This window comes from Bacillus sp. N5-665 (genome assembly GCF_022637375.2).
Lineage (GTDB): Bacteria > Bacillota > Bacilli > Bacillales > Bacillaceae_G > Bacillus_A > Bacillus_A wiedmannii.
Genome location: NZ_CP093324.1, coordinates 176,309 through 191,952 on the forward strand (window position 1 = coordinate 176,309; position 15,644 = coordinate 191,952).

Here is a 15,644-nt window from a genome sequence, read left to right on the forward strand (position 1 = left end):
AAGTGTTAATAATGTACAAGCTGTTCGCAATATGATGTATCAAGGTCGCTATCAAAGTTGCTAGCAAACGTATTATCAAGATAGATATCAAATCAATTAGCCTTTGTATTGGCAAAGTACATACCAAATTAACTATCAAAGTAATGTTAACAAGGTAATAAGTGAATCAACCCTATGTTTTATAAGTTTTCTTATTCTGTTTATAAAGAGAACGGAGGCATTTAAATGCGAGTAAGGAAAGAAAGGATTTTTTTTCGTAAGTTTATAGATCGGCCGTACAAAGATAAAGAAAATACAATTCGTAAATACAATTCATTAAGTCCTTTTGCATTCTTTCATATGTCCGATCAAGTGTTAAATACTTATATTGCATTAGGAATAATGGGGACGGTTTTAATTGGGGCAGTCTTGTTAGAAAAGTATTTGGTACAAAATGAACATATATTTGCTGCAAAGGTTGTGAGTGGAAGTATTTATTATGGTATGCGAATTGGTGGAGTTTGCTTGATTGGATACGCATTTGTTCGCATCGTAAGTATGTTTTAGGGAGGAATGGAGTAAATGAGCATTATAAAGGAGTGGCTTCATACACAAAAGTTAAGGAATCGACTTAAAGAGGTTTTTGCAAAAGCAGGTCTATATACAGAACATCAAACACGTGGAGGGAAAGTGCCTATTTATCCAAAGGTACATAATGTTTCTTCTTCAACAGAAAGTGTGAGGTATGTATTTACGATACCAAACGGATTAGATCCACAAAAGATTGAAAAGAAGTGGTTTTGTTTCCAACAAATATTAGGACGGAATATTACGATTGAAGGGGATGTGAAAAAGTTTGTACTACATGTATTCCATTCAGATTCTGGACTAAAACCTTATAAGTATTGTTATAAAGAGTGGCATTCATTATTAAAGGAATATCGTCTACCTGTTGTGGTTGGCCGGGATCAATTTGGGAAAATGATTACATACGATATGCTTAATTCCAATACACCACACTTACTAATTGCAGGGGAAACGGGAAGCGGGAAAAGTAGTATGGTGCGTGTTGTACTATCCACTTTCATTCAATATATGTCACCTGATAAGTTGCATTTGTATCTTGGGGATCTAAAAAACTCTGAATTTCATTTTTTGCGAAGAGTGAAGCATGTAAAAGAAGTTTGTATGGAAGAAATCGAAATGAAAATTATGCTTCAAAAGGTGTGGAAGGAAATCAGAGAACGAAGAAAACTCATGGAACAATTCGAGGTTGATCATATTGATGCGTACAACAAATTGAATCCTGATAATCAAAAACCGTATATTTTACTGGCTATTGATGAAGTGGCGATGCTTAAAGATGAAAAAGAGTGTATGACTACAATTGAAAAAATTTCAGCAGTCGGTCGATCACTTGGGGTCTTTCTTATGCTTAGTATGCAGCGGCCGGATGCAAAGGTGTTGGATGGCAAGTTAAAACTCAATATGACCGTAAGAATTGGTTTTAAATGCGATAGTGCGATTAATAGTAATATCATGGGTACTCCTGGTTCAGAGCATTTAGAGCAATCGGGCCAAATGATATTAAAACGAAATGGATTAAAGAAAGTGCAAGCACCTTATTTGGAATTAAGTAAGGCAAAACAAATTGTTGAACCTTTTCGCATGTCTAAAGAAGAGAAAATGCTCCAAATTCCTCTAAAAGAAGAAATTCCTTTATTTGGGGTGTTAGATGATGAGGAGTAGAGATAAAGGAATTTTAAATGATTTGAAGCGATTTAGATGCATGTCTCGTGATGATATTATTGACTTGCATTTTCAAGGTTTAAAGAATGCAGTAACTTGTTGTAATACGGTTATGAAACGATTAAGGAGAGATGGTTATGTTGATGCAAACGTATTACAGCACCCATACATTTATTTTCCACAACCAAGTTCTATCAAAAAAACGAGTCAAAAAATTCCTCATTTCCTTGGTATTGTGGACGTATACAAACAACTTGTCTACTACGAAAATCCTAAACTATTCAAAGTGGAACCTAAGTATGGGAAAGAGTATATGGAGCCAGATGCCTTTACGATATGGCGTAGATCCCCATTTTTTATTGAAGTTCAAAAGTCAGTATACAGTAAAAAAATAATGCAAGATAAGATAAATAGATACGAGTTATACTTCCATAGTCAAGAATGGCACAATGAATCTTGGCAACCGAAAGCTTCTAAATTTTTCCCTTCAATCCTAATCATTACTGACAAACATTACGAAGTTCAATCTTCTTATTTCCGCATATTCCAGGCGAATTCTATAAAGGATTTTATGAATAATTTAATGATTAAATCTTGAACTACCCCCACTTTCAATTCGTTTAGAAGTGGGGGATTCCTACTTGATTTTATTATAATAGGTAATTCCTATTGAAACTATATTTATTATTATATTGAACTATGAATCACTGCATTCTAAACTAAGTTGGAATACAAAATACTATCGGAAAGGAATTGAGATTCATTATGAACGATGAACGCATACCATTGTTTACAGGTTTAGTAGAACATGCAAAGCGAAAAATGGTTTCTTTCCATATACCAGGTCACAAAATAGGAGAAGGAATGGAGGACTCATTTAAATTATTCTTAGGTGAAAATACCTAATCTATGGATTTAATAAATATAGCTTGTTTAGATGATGTACATCAGCACGCATAGATAATTGATGAATCGCAACGATTGGCAGTCCATGCATTTGGGGCAGATTATTTTTAGCTTTCCGATTGCTATTATGAAAATGATAATGTCGGTTTGTAGACTACACCATAAAATCATCATAGCGTGTAACTTACACAAGTCGATTTTATTGGTAATTATTTTTACAGGTGCAAAAGTCGTTTTCGTGAAGCAATTTTTTTAGTGGAAGATAAATGGATTGCTGATTTATACAAAAAATGGTTATAAATAAGCTTTCGGATAAGAGTATGAATGAAAGATAGATAGAGTAGTATGAAATTTATAGAGTATAATCTCATATTTTTTTATGTATGGCGACGTATTAGTCGTTGAAAAGGGGGGAATTGCACATGAAAAGGAAAGACACAAATTCTGAAATAGCGTTCAATAAAGCTAAAAGAATTATGCCTGGCGGAGTTAATAGTCCGGTTCGCGCATTTTCATGCGTCAATCTAGCACCTATTTTTGCTAAAAATGGGCAGGGTGCATACGTATTGGATATAGATGGAAATGAATTTATTGATTATATTGGCTCATGGGGTCCACTCATATTAGGGCATGCTCACCCGGAAGTTGTTAAAGCCATACAGGAGGCAGCAAGTCAGGGAACAAGTTTTGGCTTACCAACAGAAGCTGAAACAAAAATGGCGGAGTTAATATGTAGAAGTATTCCATCTATTGAAATGATACGTATGGTCAATTCTGGTACAGAAGCTACCATGAGTGCCATACGTTTAGCAAGAGGATATACGAAACGGCAAAAAATCGTGAAATTTCAAGGAGGCTATCATGGACATGCGGATCCCTTTTTAATCAAATCCGGATCTGGTGTGGCAACAATGGGTTTACCTGACAGTCCAGGAGTCCCGAAAAGTGTTGCTTCCAATACCATTACAGTACCTTATAACAGTATAGATAGTATTCGTTTTGTATTTGAAAAATTTGGTGAGCAGATTGCTGCTGTTATTGTTGAGCCGATAGCAGGAAATATGGGTGTCATACCACCATTGCCAGGATTTCTTCATGGGTTGCGTGAGATTACTGAGCGCTATGGAAGTCTACTCATTTTTGATGAAGTGGTAACTGGTTTCCGTGTAGGCTATTATGGAGCGCAAGGTCTATACGGAATTAAGCCAGATCTTACATGTCTAGGAAAAGTAATTGGAGGAGGGCTCCCAGTAGGCGCTTATGGCGGTAAGCGAGAAATTATGGAACAAATGGCCCCTACTGGATCGATTTATCAAGCTGGAACATTATCTGGAAATCCGGTTGCCATGGCAGCCGGGTATGCGACTTTGCAATTATTGTCTCAGCATGGAATCTATGAAAAACTAGAAAGAAAAGGTGCTAGATTAGCTGAAGGTTTTATACAAAATGCCAAACTGACTGGTATTCCATTGAAAGTAAATAGAGTGGGTTCAATGCTTTGCTTTTATTTTACGGAACATGAGGTTGTGGATTATGAAACTGCTCAACTTTCAAATATGCGTTTATTTAAAAAATATTATGCGGCTATGTTAAATCATGGAGTTTTGATAGCCCCTACGCCATATGAAGCCATGTTTATATCGAATGCTCATTCGGATGAGGTAATTGAAACAACAATTGAGGCTCATTATCGAGTATTAAGTATGGTAAGTAAAGGATTGGGGGAGTAATCATGAGTTTTTCAGAAATACGTAAACTTTTTCCGATTCTTAATCAGCAGATTAATGGGCATCCCCTAGTATATTTAGATAATGCCGCTTCAGCACAAAAGCCAATTCAGGTAATTGAGGCACTAAAGCACTACTATGAATGGGATAATGCAAATGTCCATCGTGGGGTTCATTTACTGAGTTCACGGGCAACGGATGCTTATGAAGGAGCACGGTTTAAGGTAGCTCGTTTTCTTCACGCAAAATTAGAAAAAGAAATAATATTCACTCGAGGTACCACAGCAGCAATTAATCTAGTAGCAAGCAGTTATGCACGATCGGTATGTAAAAACGGGGACGAAATTGTTATTTCTGCAATGGAGCATCACAGTAATATAATTCCCTGGCAGCAAGTAGCAAAATGCACCGGAGCTGTATTGAAATATATTCCACTGCAACCAGATGGAGCATTTACTCTAGAGGATGTAGAAAATACAATCACAAAACGGACGAAGATAGTTGCTGTATCGCATATTTCAAATGTGTTAGGTGTCACTAATCCGGTGAAGAAAATGGCAGCTATTGCGCATAAGCATGGAGCTGTTATTGTAGTGGATGGAGCGCAAAGCGTTCCTCATATAAAAGTGGATGTTCAGGATTTGGACTGTGATTTCTATGCATTTTCAGGCCATAAAATGTGTGGGCCGACGGGAATTGGTGCTCTATACGGAAAAATATCACTCCTTGAGAAGATGGATCCAATTGAATTTGGGGGCGAAATGATTGATCATGTTAATTTATATAATTCATCGTGGAAGGAATCCCCTTGGAAATTTGAAGGGGGTACACCAATTATTGCTGGGGCTATTGGTTTAGGAGTGGCGATAGACTTTCTTGAACAAGTCGGAATAGAAAATATTGCAAGGCATGACAAGCTTTTAACTGGCTATGCAGTAAAGCAAATGAAGCAGATTGAGGACTTAACGATAGTTGGTCCAGAAAAAGAGCGTTTGGGACTGGTGACGTTTCAAGTGGAGAATATTCACCCGCATGATATTGCTACTGTTTTGGATGCATATGGAGTAGCCATACGTGCTGGACAGCATTGTTGTCAGCCACTTATGGAACATCTGGGGACCAGCTCCACGGCACGTGCGAGTTTTTATTTGTATAACACAGAAGAAGAGATTGATCGATTCATATTTGCTCTCCATAAAGCAAGAGAATTCTTTAAGGTGAAAGGTTAATAGGCTTTGCAGACTAATAATGAGTATGTTTAGAAGCTTAAAAAGAAAGCAATTATTTAAGTGAAAATCTATAAAAGAAGATGAGGAAGGCAAAAGACTACCAGTTATGAATTTATTAAGAAAAATGAAAAGAAATACCATATATGAGTCCCTAATTTTTTCTTAGTTTTTGCTGTCTCCATTTTCTATGCATTTCATATATGTTTCAATAGATTTATTTCAAGTATGCTTCTCTTTTGTGGAATAAGAAAATAAAAATCCTGTATGATAAATACAGGGTTTTTATTCAACTCTTTTCGGATGTACATTATAGTTTAAGTAAAATACAATAGGTCAAAAGGATTCTTAAACTTAAGACTGATTTCGACGTGTATAAAGTGCAATCTATTTAAAGTTTTCACTTTTTATAGTGGAAATTAACTGCTCCATGAATACTCGACTTGCTGCACACAAATATTTGTTTTTACGGTAAGCGATGCCAATTTGCGTAATAAGCATCGGGTTTTGAATAGGGATTGTCCGTATAAGTTTATTGTCGATATAGTCAAGGTAACCTTTGGGTAGAATGGTGACGCCGACGCCTTTGCTGACCATTTGAATGATTGATTCCATAGTCGTCATTTCCATAACTGGTTTTGCTGTGAATCCAAGCTCATTACATTGTTCGTTAATCAGCTGCCGCAAAAAATATGTGTCAGGTAATAAAATAGAAGGTGTATCTTTTAAAACGTCAAGCGTGACAAATTCCTCTTCTGCAACGGAATGATTGATTGGAACTGCTAAGGAAAGATGTTGTTTAAAGAGTGGAATAGTTTCTAATTCATCATGTTGCATTGGCAAAAATACTATCCCCAAATCGAGTTCATTTTGTAAAAGACCGTTATAAATATCCCCAGTTCGCATACCTGAAACAGCCAATTCAATATTTGGATACTTTTGGTGAAATTCAATTAAAGTTTGAGGAATCAAGTAATTTGTAACTGTCAGGAGTGCTCCTATCTTTAATGATCCTCTTTTTAGACCCTGTATTTCACTAATTGCGGCACGAGCTTGTGATAGCTCATGGAATATATTATAGCTATGATGAAGCAGTGTTTTGCCCGCTTCGGTAATAGTGGTTCGTTTTCCAACACGATCAAACAATGGCGTACCGATTTCATGTTCCAGCAAACGGATCTGCTGGCTTAATGAGGGTTGGGCGATTCCTAACTTTTCGGCGGCACGAGTAAAATGTAGTTCCTGACATAAGGTCATGAAGTATTCCAATTGCTTTAGATCCAATAGATATTCCTCCAAAAGTTATTATTTTTTTATAGGAAATAATAATCATTATAGGGTAAATTATAGTAAATATCTATTGTTTGTGTTCGTACATACAGTCATTTCTCTTACATTGAAAAGGTTTTGTTCATATGACAGTAATCACCTTGTTTCATACAATCTTTAGGTGAACTTGTCTTTTGCCACTTGTACGTATGCATGCTGAATCTGTGAATTAATAGATTAATTGTGAATGGAAAGGTTTTTTTCAGGTATCCGTACTGCAGGTGGGTTTTTACGTATGTTATGAGTCATCAATTAGACAAAATGATAAGTAAAAACTATCGTTTCTATAATAATGATTGAATTGTTTAATGGTAATCTCAAGATTATACTTAAAATCTAAATAATTTAACTACATCTTAAGGAGGGAAAGAATTTGAGAATACACTATTTGCAGCATGTATCTTTTGAATCACCCGAACACATTTTAACTTGGGCGGAGGAAAAAGGGCATGAAGTCACAGGGACATTATTATATGAAAGCAATTGTCTACCCTCTTATTCGGAATTTGACATGCTCGTCATACTAGGTGGTCCGATGGGTGTTTATGACGAGAAAATATATCCATGGCTTGGATTGGAAAAACAGTTAATTAAGAAAGCTATTCAGCATCGAAAACTAGTACTGGGGATATGCCTTGGAGCTCAGTTAATCGCAGAAGTCCTTGGGGGAAAAGTATTTAAAAATCATTATAAGGAGATTGGTTGGTTTCCTGTTAAATTGTCGGAGGAGGCCAAGCAAATCGATTTCTTTAGCAGATTTCCTGAGGTGTTTGTTCCTTTCCATTGGCATGCAGACACATTCCAACTTCCTCCGCAAGCAAAGAGAATTGCGTATAGCAAAGGATGTGTTAATCAGGCATACGTATATGAAGACCATGTCATTGGATTACAATTTCATTTAGAGTCAAATGCTGCCAGTATTGAGAGATTAATAGTACATTGTGCTGATGAAATTGAGCAAGGGATGTATGTACAACGGCCGCATGAAATGCTTGAAGAGACACACTCGTTGGTTCTATCAAAAATCATCCTATTTACTTTGCTCGATGCAATGGAGATGAAATATCAGGTATTTGCAAACGTAGAAAATAGTCTATAAATTTCTAATGCTACAATTAATCACTTTATTTTAATGTGAAAAATCAAAGATTCATATAATATTTAACTTTCTGGTCACCATCTTTGGCAGCGAGAGGTGGCTTTCGCTACATAAAATACATCCCCCCTCTAAAAGGAGCTATGGAAACATGAAACACTTATTAAACAATAGAGTAACACGATTGCAGTCCTCAAAAATGGACACCTTTTTTGATATGGCTTCGCAATATGAGGATGTTATCCATTTAACTATTGGTCAACCTGATTTTCCTACTCCAGCACACATAAAGTTAGCTGGACAAATGGCAATTGAAAACAACCATACCACGTATCCACCTTCTTCTGGTTATACAGAACTTCTTAAAGTTACCTCAAACTACATGCATGTAAAATATGGACTTACTTATGATCCTAACCACGAAATACTAGTAACTAACGGATCAACCGGAGGGATTTATCTTGCTCTTAGAACTATACTTAGCGAAGGTTCCGAAGTTATTCTACCAACTCCTATTTATCCCGGATACGAACCGGTTATTCGTTTATGTGGCGCAACACCTATTTATCTAGACACAAGGGATACGGGATTTAAGGTTACAGTAGAGGCTCTTCAAAAAATGATGACAGATAAAACACGGTGTGTCATTATCCCATCACCGATGAATCCTTCTGGAGTTACACTGAACCAAAAAGAAATAAAAGCAATTAGGGATTTACTGGTTGATAAAGATGTAATGGTTGTTTCAGATGAATTATATAGCGAACTGGTTTTTGAAGAAGAGCATGTGTCAATTGCGAAAGTGGAGGGAATGAAAGAGAAGACAATTGTCATTAATGGGCTATCAAAATCCCATGCGATGACAGGATGGAGAGTAGGATTTGCTTTTGCACCAAGATATCTGATTAAGGAAATGAAGAAGCTACAGCAATACACGACGGCTGCTGTCTCATCGATTAGTCAAATTGCTGCTATCGAGGCATTGACAGTAGGAATTAACGATGCTTACATCATGCGTGAACAATATCGTATACGTCGTGACTATGTATATGAGAGGTTACAAGATATGGGACTCAATGTAATCAAACCAAATGGTTCATTTTATTTTTTTCCGTCTATCTCAAAGTTTGGGAAAACCTCATCAGAATTTGTTGCTGATGTATTAAAAAAAGCTAAGGTTGCACTCATTCCTGGAGACTCGTTCACGGAATATGGAGAAGGGTATGTGAGGATTTCTTATATACAGACAATGGAGGTGTTAGAGGAAGCTCTAAATCGTCTTGAAAAGTATCTAGGTGAATTACAATCCTAGATACACGCTTTGACGAATTTCGTTTATCACTATTAGTAGTTGAAAAGGAGTTTTTCTTATGGTAAAAAATAAGGTCTTATCTATAGCTGGTTCGGATAGCAGTGGAGGTGCTGGAATCCAAGCCGATTTGAAAACATTTCAGGAGTTAAATGTCTACGGGATGACGGCATTAACAACTATTGTTACGATGGATCCTAAAAATTATTGGGAGCATCGTACATTTCCACTAGAAATTAAAACAGTAAAGGAGCAATTAAGTACTATTATTGAAGGAATCGGTATTGATGCGGTAAAAACAGGAATGCTTGGATCGGTTCAACTAATTGAGCTGGTTTCCAAGGTAATTGATCAACATCAACTCGAAAATATTGTTATTGATCCGGTTTTAGTTTGCAAAGGTGTAACAGAAGTAATGCATCCCGAAACAGTGGATAGTTTACGAGATTTGCTCATACCAAAAGCTACAATTGTCACACCTAATCTACTGGAAGCCGCACATTTAAGTAAAATGAACCCAATTAAATCCATTAAAGGGATGAAAGAAGCCGCAAAAATTATTCACGATTTAGGTCCAAAATATGTTTTAGTGAAAGGTGGAAGCCGCATAGAACATGAGACAGCATTAGATTTACTGTATGATGGAGAGAATTTTAAATATATACAATCAGAACGATTCCAAACCGACCATATACATGGTGCTGGATGTACTTACTCTGCAGCGATTGCTGCTGAACTAGCGAAAGGGAAGTCCGTTATAGAGGCAGTAAGAATTGCAAAACTATTTATTACAGAAGCAATACGCAGTTCATTCGCTCTCAATCAATATGTTGGCTCAACAAATCATAGTGCATACAAAAAAATACTAATTCATTAGAAGGGATAGTTAATAATGAAAAAATTAAGGGTAACAGATTATCAAGTAGCTGAGGCAATTGATTATGAATTACAACGCCAACAAAAACATATTGAACTAATTGCTTCTGAAAACTTTGCAAGTCTAGCAGTTTTAGAGGCAATGGGCACAGTGCTGACTAATAAGTATGCTGAAGGGTATCCAGGAAAGAGATACTATGGCGGGTGTGAACATATAGATATTGTAGAGAACTTAGCTATAGAGAGAGCAAAACAATTATTTGGAGCGGATCATGCGAATGTACAGCCTCACTCTGGGGCACAAGCAAATATGGCTGTTTACTCGGCTTGTCTGAAGCCTGGAGATACAGTATTAGGAATGGATCTATCCCATGGTGGTCACCTTACACATGGGAGCCCTGTTAATTCCTCGGGTGTATTATACAATTTTATTTCTTATGGAGTAAATAAGAGGAATTTCAATATTGACTATGATGAAGTTAGAACTTTAGCGCTGAAACACCAACCTAAAATGATGGTAATTGGTGCAAGTGCATATTCAAGGATTATTGATTTTGAGAGATTATCGAGCATCGCAAAAGAAGTAAATGCATTTTTTATGGCAGATATAGCCCATATTGCTGGGCTTGTAGCTACTGGAATGCATCCGAGTCCAGTTCCATATGCTGATTTTGTTACTACCACTACCCATAAAACCCTGCGTGGTCCTCGAGGGGGAATTATACTCTGCCGAAGAGATTGGGCTGCTACAATAGATAAGAGTGTATTCCCAGGTATACAAGGAGGGCCGGCTATGCACATGATTGCGGCCAAGGCAGTCGCTCTTAATGAAGCGTTGCAGCGCGAATTTAAAAAATATATTTCAAATACAATAAGGAATGCTAAGGTGTTAGCAAAAGAACTAAGAGAGTTAGGCTTTAATGTGTTAACAGGTGGAACGGACAATCATTTGTTACTTATAGATCTTTGTAATATGAACCTAACAGGAAAAGAGGCTCAAATATTATTAGAGGAAGTAGGGATAACGGTTAATAAGAACTCAATTCCTTTTGATAAAAAGGGTCCTTTTATTACGAGTGGAATTCGTCTGGGGACACCAGCGGTTACAACACAAGGAATGGGAGAACTAGAAATGATTAAAATTGCTGAAATCATTTGTTTAGTATTAAAGAATTCCCAGGATGTAAGAGCTAAAGAAAAAGCATGCTCTATCGTAAAAGAATTAACTAAGAAATTTCCAATATACAAGGATATGACTTAAATGAAAGAGGTAATAAGGAATTAACTCAGGACGGTTTTTTGCACCTTGTATTTAATTCTTAGCAAAATTAATGGATTGCCCGAAGACTAGTAACCAGAGTATATAGTTGTACCAAGTGTACCATTCTTATTCAGTGGAACGTTAGAAAAGAGCCACCTTCGTAAAGAAGCAGCAGAAGCACTAGAAAAGTTATTTGATTTAGCAAAGCAAGAAGGGATCCAGTTGAATGCTATTTCAGGGTTGCGATCCTATAATTATCAACAAAACTGTATGTAAACAATGAAAAAGAAAAGGACAAGAGCATACATAACGATAAAAGGAGCAAATTAATTTGCTCCTTTTTCACTTAAATTCTACATGAAATTTAGTATCAATGATTCCAAAAGCAACTTTACATGGGAACGGATTTCTCCTTGTTGAAGCAGCACACATGCATGAAAATACCCAATACTCCAATTCTAAAGGTAAGCGGAATGCTTGGATACTACCATCATTGTTTTTTACTGTTACGATAGGTGTATTTACCCTAGTTGTAGCGAAACCATCTGTTGTTATCATCGCTACTGCATCATTATTATGAAAACCAACGCTTAAAACCTCGTAAGTTATGCCATCTTTCTCATTGATAATCATAGGTATATTTAAATAGGGATAGTTATTTATATCATTTTGAATAATTGTTCTCGCTGTATTCTTTCTTATCCGATTTCTTTGCATTGTATACATTTCTTTATAACACTCCAAACATAATCATCTAAATGTATTCTATTTTACGTCTATTATATTCGGAAATTGTATTGTCATCTTATTATAGAAAGCATCCGTACATATGATAGAGCTATGTAATGGATCTATATCGATAACGGTCATATAGTTGGTGAGTAAATAACCGTCTTCATAATATGTAATTAATATCTCTTCTTCAGATAGCAACGAACATAGTAACATGTTTTCAATCAGTTCTTTCTCTTCAGAGGCTAAAATGGGACGTGCTACTTTATTTTTTTCTTTGATCATTTCACGCATTCCGACGAATTGTTCTGGCATTGCTGCAAACGGCGTCCATTTTACCATTCCTCTTCCTTTTGGCATATTAGTGTTGTTCATGCTTTGTGTCCTCCTAATAGTGTGTTTCTGTATCTTGCTGTTGCATTATTTGTATAGGAAATTCCTCTTAATATGCTATTTTTTCCAAACTTTGTGCGTATTTCATCCATTACTTTCGTTAGCTTTATTTCTTTTTCTCGTTGTATGATGTTATCAAAAAGGGAAATTTGTTCTTCTCCTTCACCAATTAGTTTTGTTAGAGAAATAGTAATGCTTCTAATTGGTTCTCCAGTATATTGTTGATGTAGAAAAATAGACAAACTTGATAAATGTCCATGGTTAAGTTAGTCGGACGGCTTAAGGTATGTGTTTTGCTAAAGCCACCCGAATAATTTTTACTATATCCAACAGAAAAATGAACGGTTTGAGCAAGTTTGTTTTGTTGTCTTAATCGATAGCAAACTTCTTCGGTATGTTCCAGTAGGATAATTGGAAATTCTTCTATTGTATAATCACGCATTAAAATTTGGCTTTTTCCTATAGAAGTTGTAACCGGAACATATTTTTCTGAAATCCGACTAAAATCAATCCCATTCCTATTCACATCACCGACTACAGCTAATTTTGTATGAAGTGGGTCTAATCCCATTTTGATGCAACTAACAGAAGCATCAAAGCTACGAAGATCAACACATAAAATGATTCTATTCGGTAAAATTGAATAGTCATACACTATAACTCCTCCTAATAACAACTAGAACATTTGTTCTTATTCTCGTTCTTATTATACACGAACTTACGTTCTTTTATGAAGTGGTTTTTGAAAAAATATTTAATTATATATAGTAGAAATAAGTAGAACGAAAGAGAGAAGTAACAGCTTAATGTTATTGAAATTTTTAGGATATAAACTGTATTATTTATAGTGGGTAGTTCAGGAAGAAAATAATGGGAGTATGTAAGGTATATTATCCTTTCAAAAAGTTACAGTAATTTATCGTAAAAGAGGTTGCGATTACGAGTTTATGTGAAAATATAATTTTAAATAGATTTAAGGAGGATATTTCATAAATGGAGCAGGTTATACAAGAGTTTTTTTCTTCAAGTAAAAACTATAAGGTTCAAATCATTAGAAGAAAAGATGGACTATATACGGCAGAAGCTTATAGATGGATGGAGGATTGTGGTTATGAATTTTGGAGTTATATATCACAAGGATTGACTTTGATAGATAGTGAGGAACATGCGCGTAAAATTGCTATGGAACAACTAAAGGAATGTTCAAGAGACGAGTTTTAATAATACGCTATTTTATTTGTAGAATTATAAGGGAATATGATGTTTTTTGAAAATATAGAAATAAAATTTATTTAATCTTATTTATTTTATAAGAATTGTAAGGTATACTAAAAGTAGGTGCATAAATGCACTATTTGAAAAAGAGTGCAAGTCAAAAAGGAATCCGTAAAGGATTCCTTTTTTGTTTTTTAGAAAATGATGCAACTTCTTAATTATTTTTTTTATTTATGAGTGAATGACCTTCTGTTTTATAAACATAAAAGGTATTTTTGGAAAATTGCCATATTCCTGTAACAAAACACAGGTATGTTATGTGTGTAAAATATAAAGAGAAAGAAGGAAAAGTTGTGAAAAAATTTTTACCAATTGTTGCGTTGTTAGGCATGATGAATTTTGGAGTACAGGAAATGAATGTAAGAGCTGATACCTATTACAAGAGCGATTCAAAAATTAGTTTTTGGGATTCAAAAAGGAAGGGGACTAATTTCATGAATAGTACGTCATTACCTGAGAACTATAAAAGTGCAAAAGAAGCTAATATTGAATATGTTCGTTTAGCACCTGATAAATGGGCAAAGGATAAAGATTTTTTATTTGAGGATAAACCAGATACCTCTGGAAAGGATTTTCTGATAGGTAATGCAGATAACTATCAGGGATTAGTAAAGGAGGATTTAGAAAAATTAAAAGCGGATTTAGATGCCGCGCAATCGCAGGGAATGAAAGTTGTTCTTACAATGTTATCCTTGCCTGGTGATCGATGGCGCCAATTTAATAATAACAAGAATGACGACAGAATATGGGAAGAAGAGAAATATCAAGATCAAGCAAGTCAATTTTGGAAAGACCTTGCATTGGAGCTAAAAGATCACCCTGCAGTGGTCGGTTATAATATTATAAATGAACCGCATCCAGAAACAGCTAAAAATAATAGATATAATGACTTTTGGACGGAAGATTACGAGAATTGGTATGCAAAAGTGAAAGGAACAACAGCAGATTTAAACAGATTTTATGAAAAGGTGATCAATTCCATTCGAGAAGTGGATCAAGAAACACCAGTTATATTAGATTCAGGTTTATATGCTACTCCATGGGCCTTTAAATATTTAAAACCAGTAGAGGATAAAAAAACACTTTACGCATTTCATATGTATGAACCATATGAATTAACGAGTCAAGGTGAAAAACAAAACAAGGAATATCAATATCCAGGATTAGTAAAAGTAGGGGATTTAGATAAGCCTGTAATGTGGAATAAACATGGATTAGAGAAATTTTTAAAGCCGATTCAACAATGGTCTAAGAAAAATCATGTACCATCTAATCGAATTATTGCAGAGGAGTTTGGAATTAACCGTACCGTTCCAGGAGCTACCCAATACATGCAAGATCTTATTTCTATCTTCAACCAAAAAGGTTGGCATAAATCATTCTATGCATTCCGTGAAGACACATGGACGGGAATGAATTATGAATTGGGAACAGGAAAAATAAAATGGGACGAAGAGGGTAAACCGATACGTCAAGATAATCCACTATGGGATGTAATAAAAAAAGATTTACAGGGGCATAAGTAGTTTAGAATACTTGGTTTAAGAACTAAATGTAAGCATCTAATTCAAATAGAATTAGATGCTTTTTATATCAAAAAAGGCGGAGTCATATTAAAAATTCCGCCTTTCTTTTACATATAGAGTAGCAACCTGTTTTATTTACAATAAATAATAAGATTCTTAGAGAATAGCTTAGAAAAAAGTTGAGGAAGTTTAAATAAAAGTGGTTGCAACTATTTAAACCTTTGAAGTTAAAAAACTTTTATGAATTTTTCGCTAGATTA

General features: G+C 35.3%; 15 protein-coding genes and 2 pseudogenes. 13 read left to right on the forward strand and 4 right to left on the reverse strand.

The features are described from left to right. Positions 1 to 225: 225 nt before the first annotated feature. The 6 genes from MNO09_RS00775 (at position 226) to MNO09_RS00800 (ending at position 5,590) form a co-directional block, all read left to right on the forward strand. Complete coding sequence (locus tag MNO09_RS00775) at positions 226 to 546, forward strand: hypothetical protein (RefSeq protein ID WP_241949981.1); 321 nt, start codon at positions 226 to 228, stop codon at positions 544 to 546. Positions 547 to 561: 15 nt separating this feature from the next. Next, complete coding sequence (locus tag MNO09_RS00780) at positions 562 to 1,728, forward strand: FtsK/SpoIIIE domain-containing protein (RefSeq protein WP_241949982.1); 1,167 nt, start codon at positions 562 to 564, stop codon at positions 1,726 to 1,728. Between the two features lie 22 nt (positions 1,729 to 1,750). Continuing rightward, the gene (locus MNO09_RS00785) at positions 1,751 to 2,326 is read left to right on the forward strand and encodes a replication-relaxation family protein (RefSeq protein WP_241950022.1); all 576 of its coding nucleotides are present in this window, start codon (positions 1,751 to 1,753) and stop codon (positions 2,324 to 2,326) included. A 167-nt stretch (positions 2,327 to 2,493) separates the two neighbouring features. Then, positions 2,494 to 2,634 (forward strand): hypothetical protein, encoded by a 141-nt coding sequence (locus MNO09_RS00790; RefSeq protein ID WP_241949983.1) that lies wholly within the window; start codon positions 2,494 to 2,496, stop codon positions 2,632 to 2,634. Positions 2,635 to 3,056: 422 nt separating this feature from the next. Further along, complete coding sequence (hemL, locus tag MNO09_RS00795) at positions 3,057 to 4,364, forward strand: glutamate-1-semialdehyde 2,1-aminomutase (RefSeq protein ID WP_241949984.1); 1,308 nt, start codon at positions 3,057 to 3,059, stop codon at positions 4,362 to 4,364. A gap of 2 nt (positions 4,365 to 4,366) precedes the next feature. Beyond that, complete coding sequence (locus MNO09_RS00800) at positions 4,367 to 5,590, forward strand: cysteine desulfurase (RefSeq protein ID WP_241949985.1); 1,224 nt, start codon at positions 4,367 to 4,369, stop codon at positions 5,588 to 5,590. Between the two features lie 384 nt (positions 5,591 to 5,974). Here the strand turns inward: MNO09_RS00800 and MNO09_RS00805 are convergent, their stop codons facing one another. Beyond that, entirely contained in the window at positions 5,975 to 6,871 is an 897-nt protein-coding gene (locus MNO09_RS00805) for a LysR family transcriptional regulator (RefSeq protein ID WP_070169068.1), read from the reverse strand. A gap of 418 nt (positions 6,872 to 7,289) precedes the next feature. Here MNO09_RS00805 and MNO09_RS00810 point away from each other — a divergent pair, with 418 nt between their 5' ends. The 5 genes and pseudogenes from MNO09_RS00810 to MNO09_RS00830 form a co-directional block, all read left to right on the forward strand. After that, positions 7,290 to 8,015 carry a type 1 glutamine amidotransferase gene (locus MNO09_RS00810; RefSeq protein WP_088107613.1) on the forward strand — a complete coding sequence of 242 codons (726 nt, stop codon included), beginning with the start codon at positions 7,290 to 7,292 and terminating at the stop codon, positions 8,013 to 8,015. Positions 8,016 to 8,163: 148 nt separating this feature from the next. Beyond that, on the forward strand, positions 8,164 to 9,324 hold the full coding sequence (locus MNO09_RS00815; protein ID WP_088107614.1) for an aminotransferase A: 1,161 nt from the start codon (positions 8,164 to 8,166) through the stop codon (positions 9,322 to 9,324). A 58-nt stretch (positions 9,325 to 9,382) separates the two neighbouring features. Continuing rightward, positions 9,383 to 10,198 carry a pyridoxine/pyridoxal/pyridoxamine kinase gene (gene pdxK, locus MNO09_RS00820; protein ID WP_241949986.1) on the forward strand — a complete coding sequence of 272 codons (816 nt, stop codon included), beginning with the start codon at positions 9,383 to 9,385 and terminating at the stop codon, positions 10,196 to 10,198. 15 nt (positions 10,199 to 10,213) lie between these two features. Further along, positions 10,214 to 11,458 carry a serine hydroxymethyltransferase gene (glyA, locus tag MNO09_RS00825; protein WP_241949987.1) on the forward strand — a complete coding sequence of 415 codons (1,245 nt, stop codon included), beginning with the start codon at positions 10,214 to 10,216 and terminating at the stop codon, positions 11,456 to 11,458. Between the two features lie 93 nt (positions 11,459 to 11,551). Then, positions 11,552 to 11,765, forward strand: a pseudogene (locus MNO09_RS00830) (D-alanyl-D-alanine carboxypeptidase family protein); the annotation flags it as partial. A gap of 35 nt (positions 11,766 to 11,800) precedes the next feature. On the opposite strand, the gene MNO09_RS00835 reads toward MNO09_RS00830, so the two are convergent. The 3 genes and pseudogenes from MNO09_RS00835 to MNO09_RS00845 all read right to left on the reverse strand — a co-directional run. Next, a complete protein-coding gene (locus MNO09_RS00835) occupies positions 11,801 to 12,175 on the reverse strand; it encodes a hypothetical protein (protein ID WP_070169075.1) in 375 nt (124 codons plus the stop codon). 48 nt (positions 12,176 to 12,223) lie between these two features. Beyond that, entirely contained in the window at positions 12,224 to 12,565 is a 342-nt protein-coding gene (locus MNO09_RS00840) for a YolD-like family protein (protein WP_070169062.1), read from the reverse strand. Then, a pseudogene (locus MNO09_RS00845) lies at positions 12,562 to 13,109 on the reverse strand (DinB/UmuC family translesion DNA polymerase); the annotation flags it as partial. The gene MNO09_RS00840 and the pseudogene MNO09_RS00845, both read right to left, overlap by 4 nt. 467 nt (positions 13,110 to 13,576) lie before the next feature. Here MNO09_RS00845 and MNO09_RS00850 point away from each other — a divergent pair. Further along, entirely contained in the window at positions 13,577 to 13,804 is a 228-nt protein-coding gene (locus tag MNO09_RS00850; protein WP_088107618.1) for a hypothetical protein, read from the forward strand. Between the two features lie 311 nt (positions 13,805 to 14,115). Then, positions 14,116 to 15,384 (forward strand): glycoside hydrolase family 5 protein, encoded by a 1,269-nt coding sequence (locus tag MNO09_RS00855; RefSeq protein ID WP_241950023.1) that lies wholly within the window; start codon positions 14,116 to 14,118, stop codon positions 15,382 to 15,384. Positions 15,385 to 15,644: the final 260 nt, after the last annotated feature.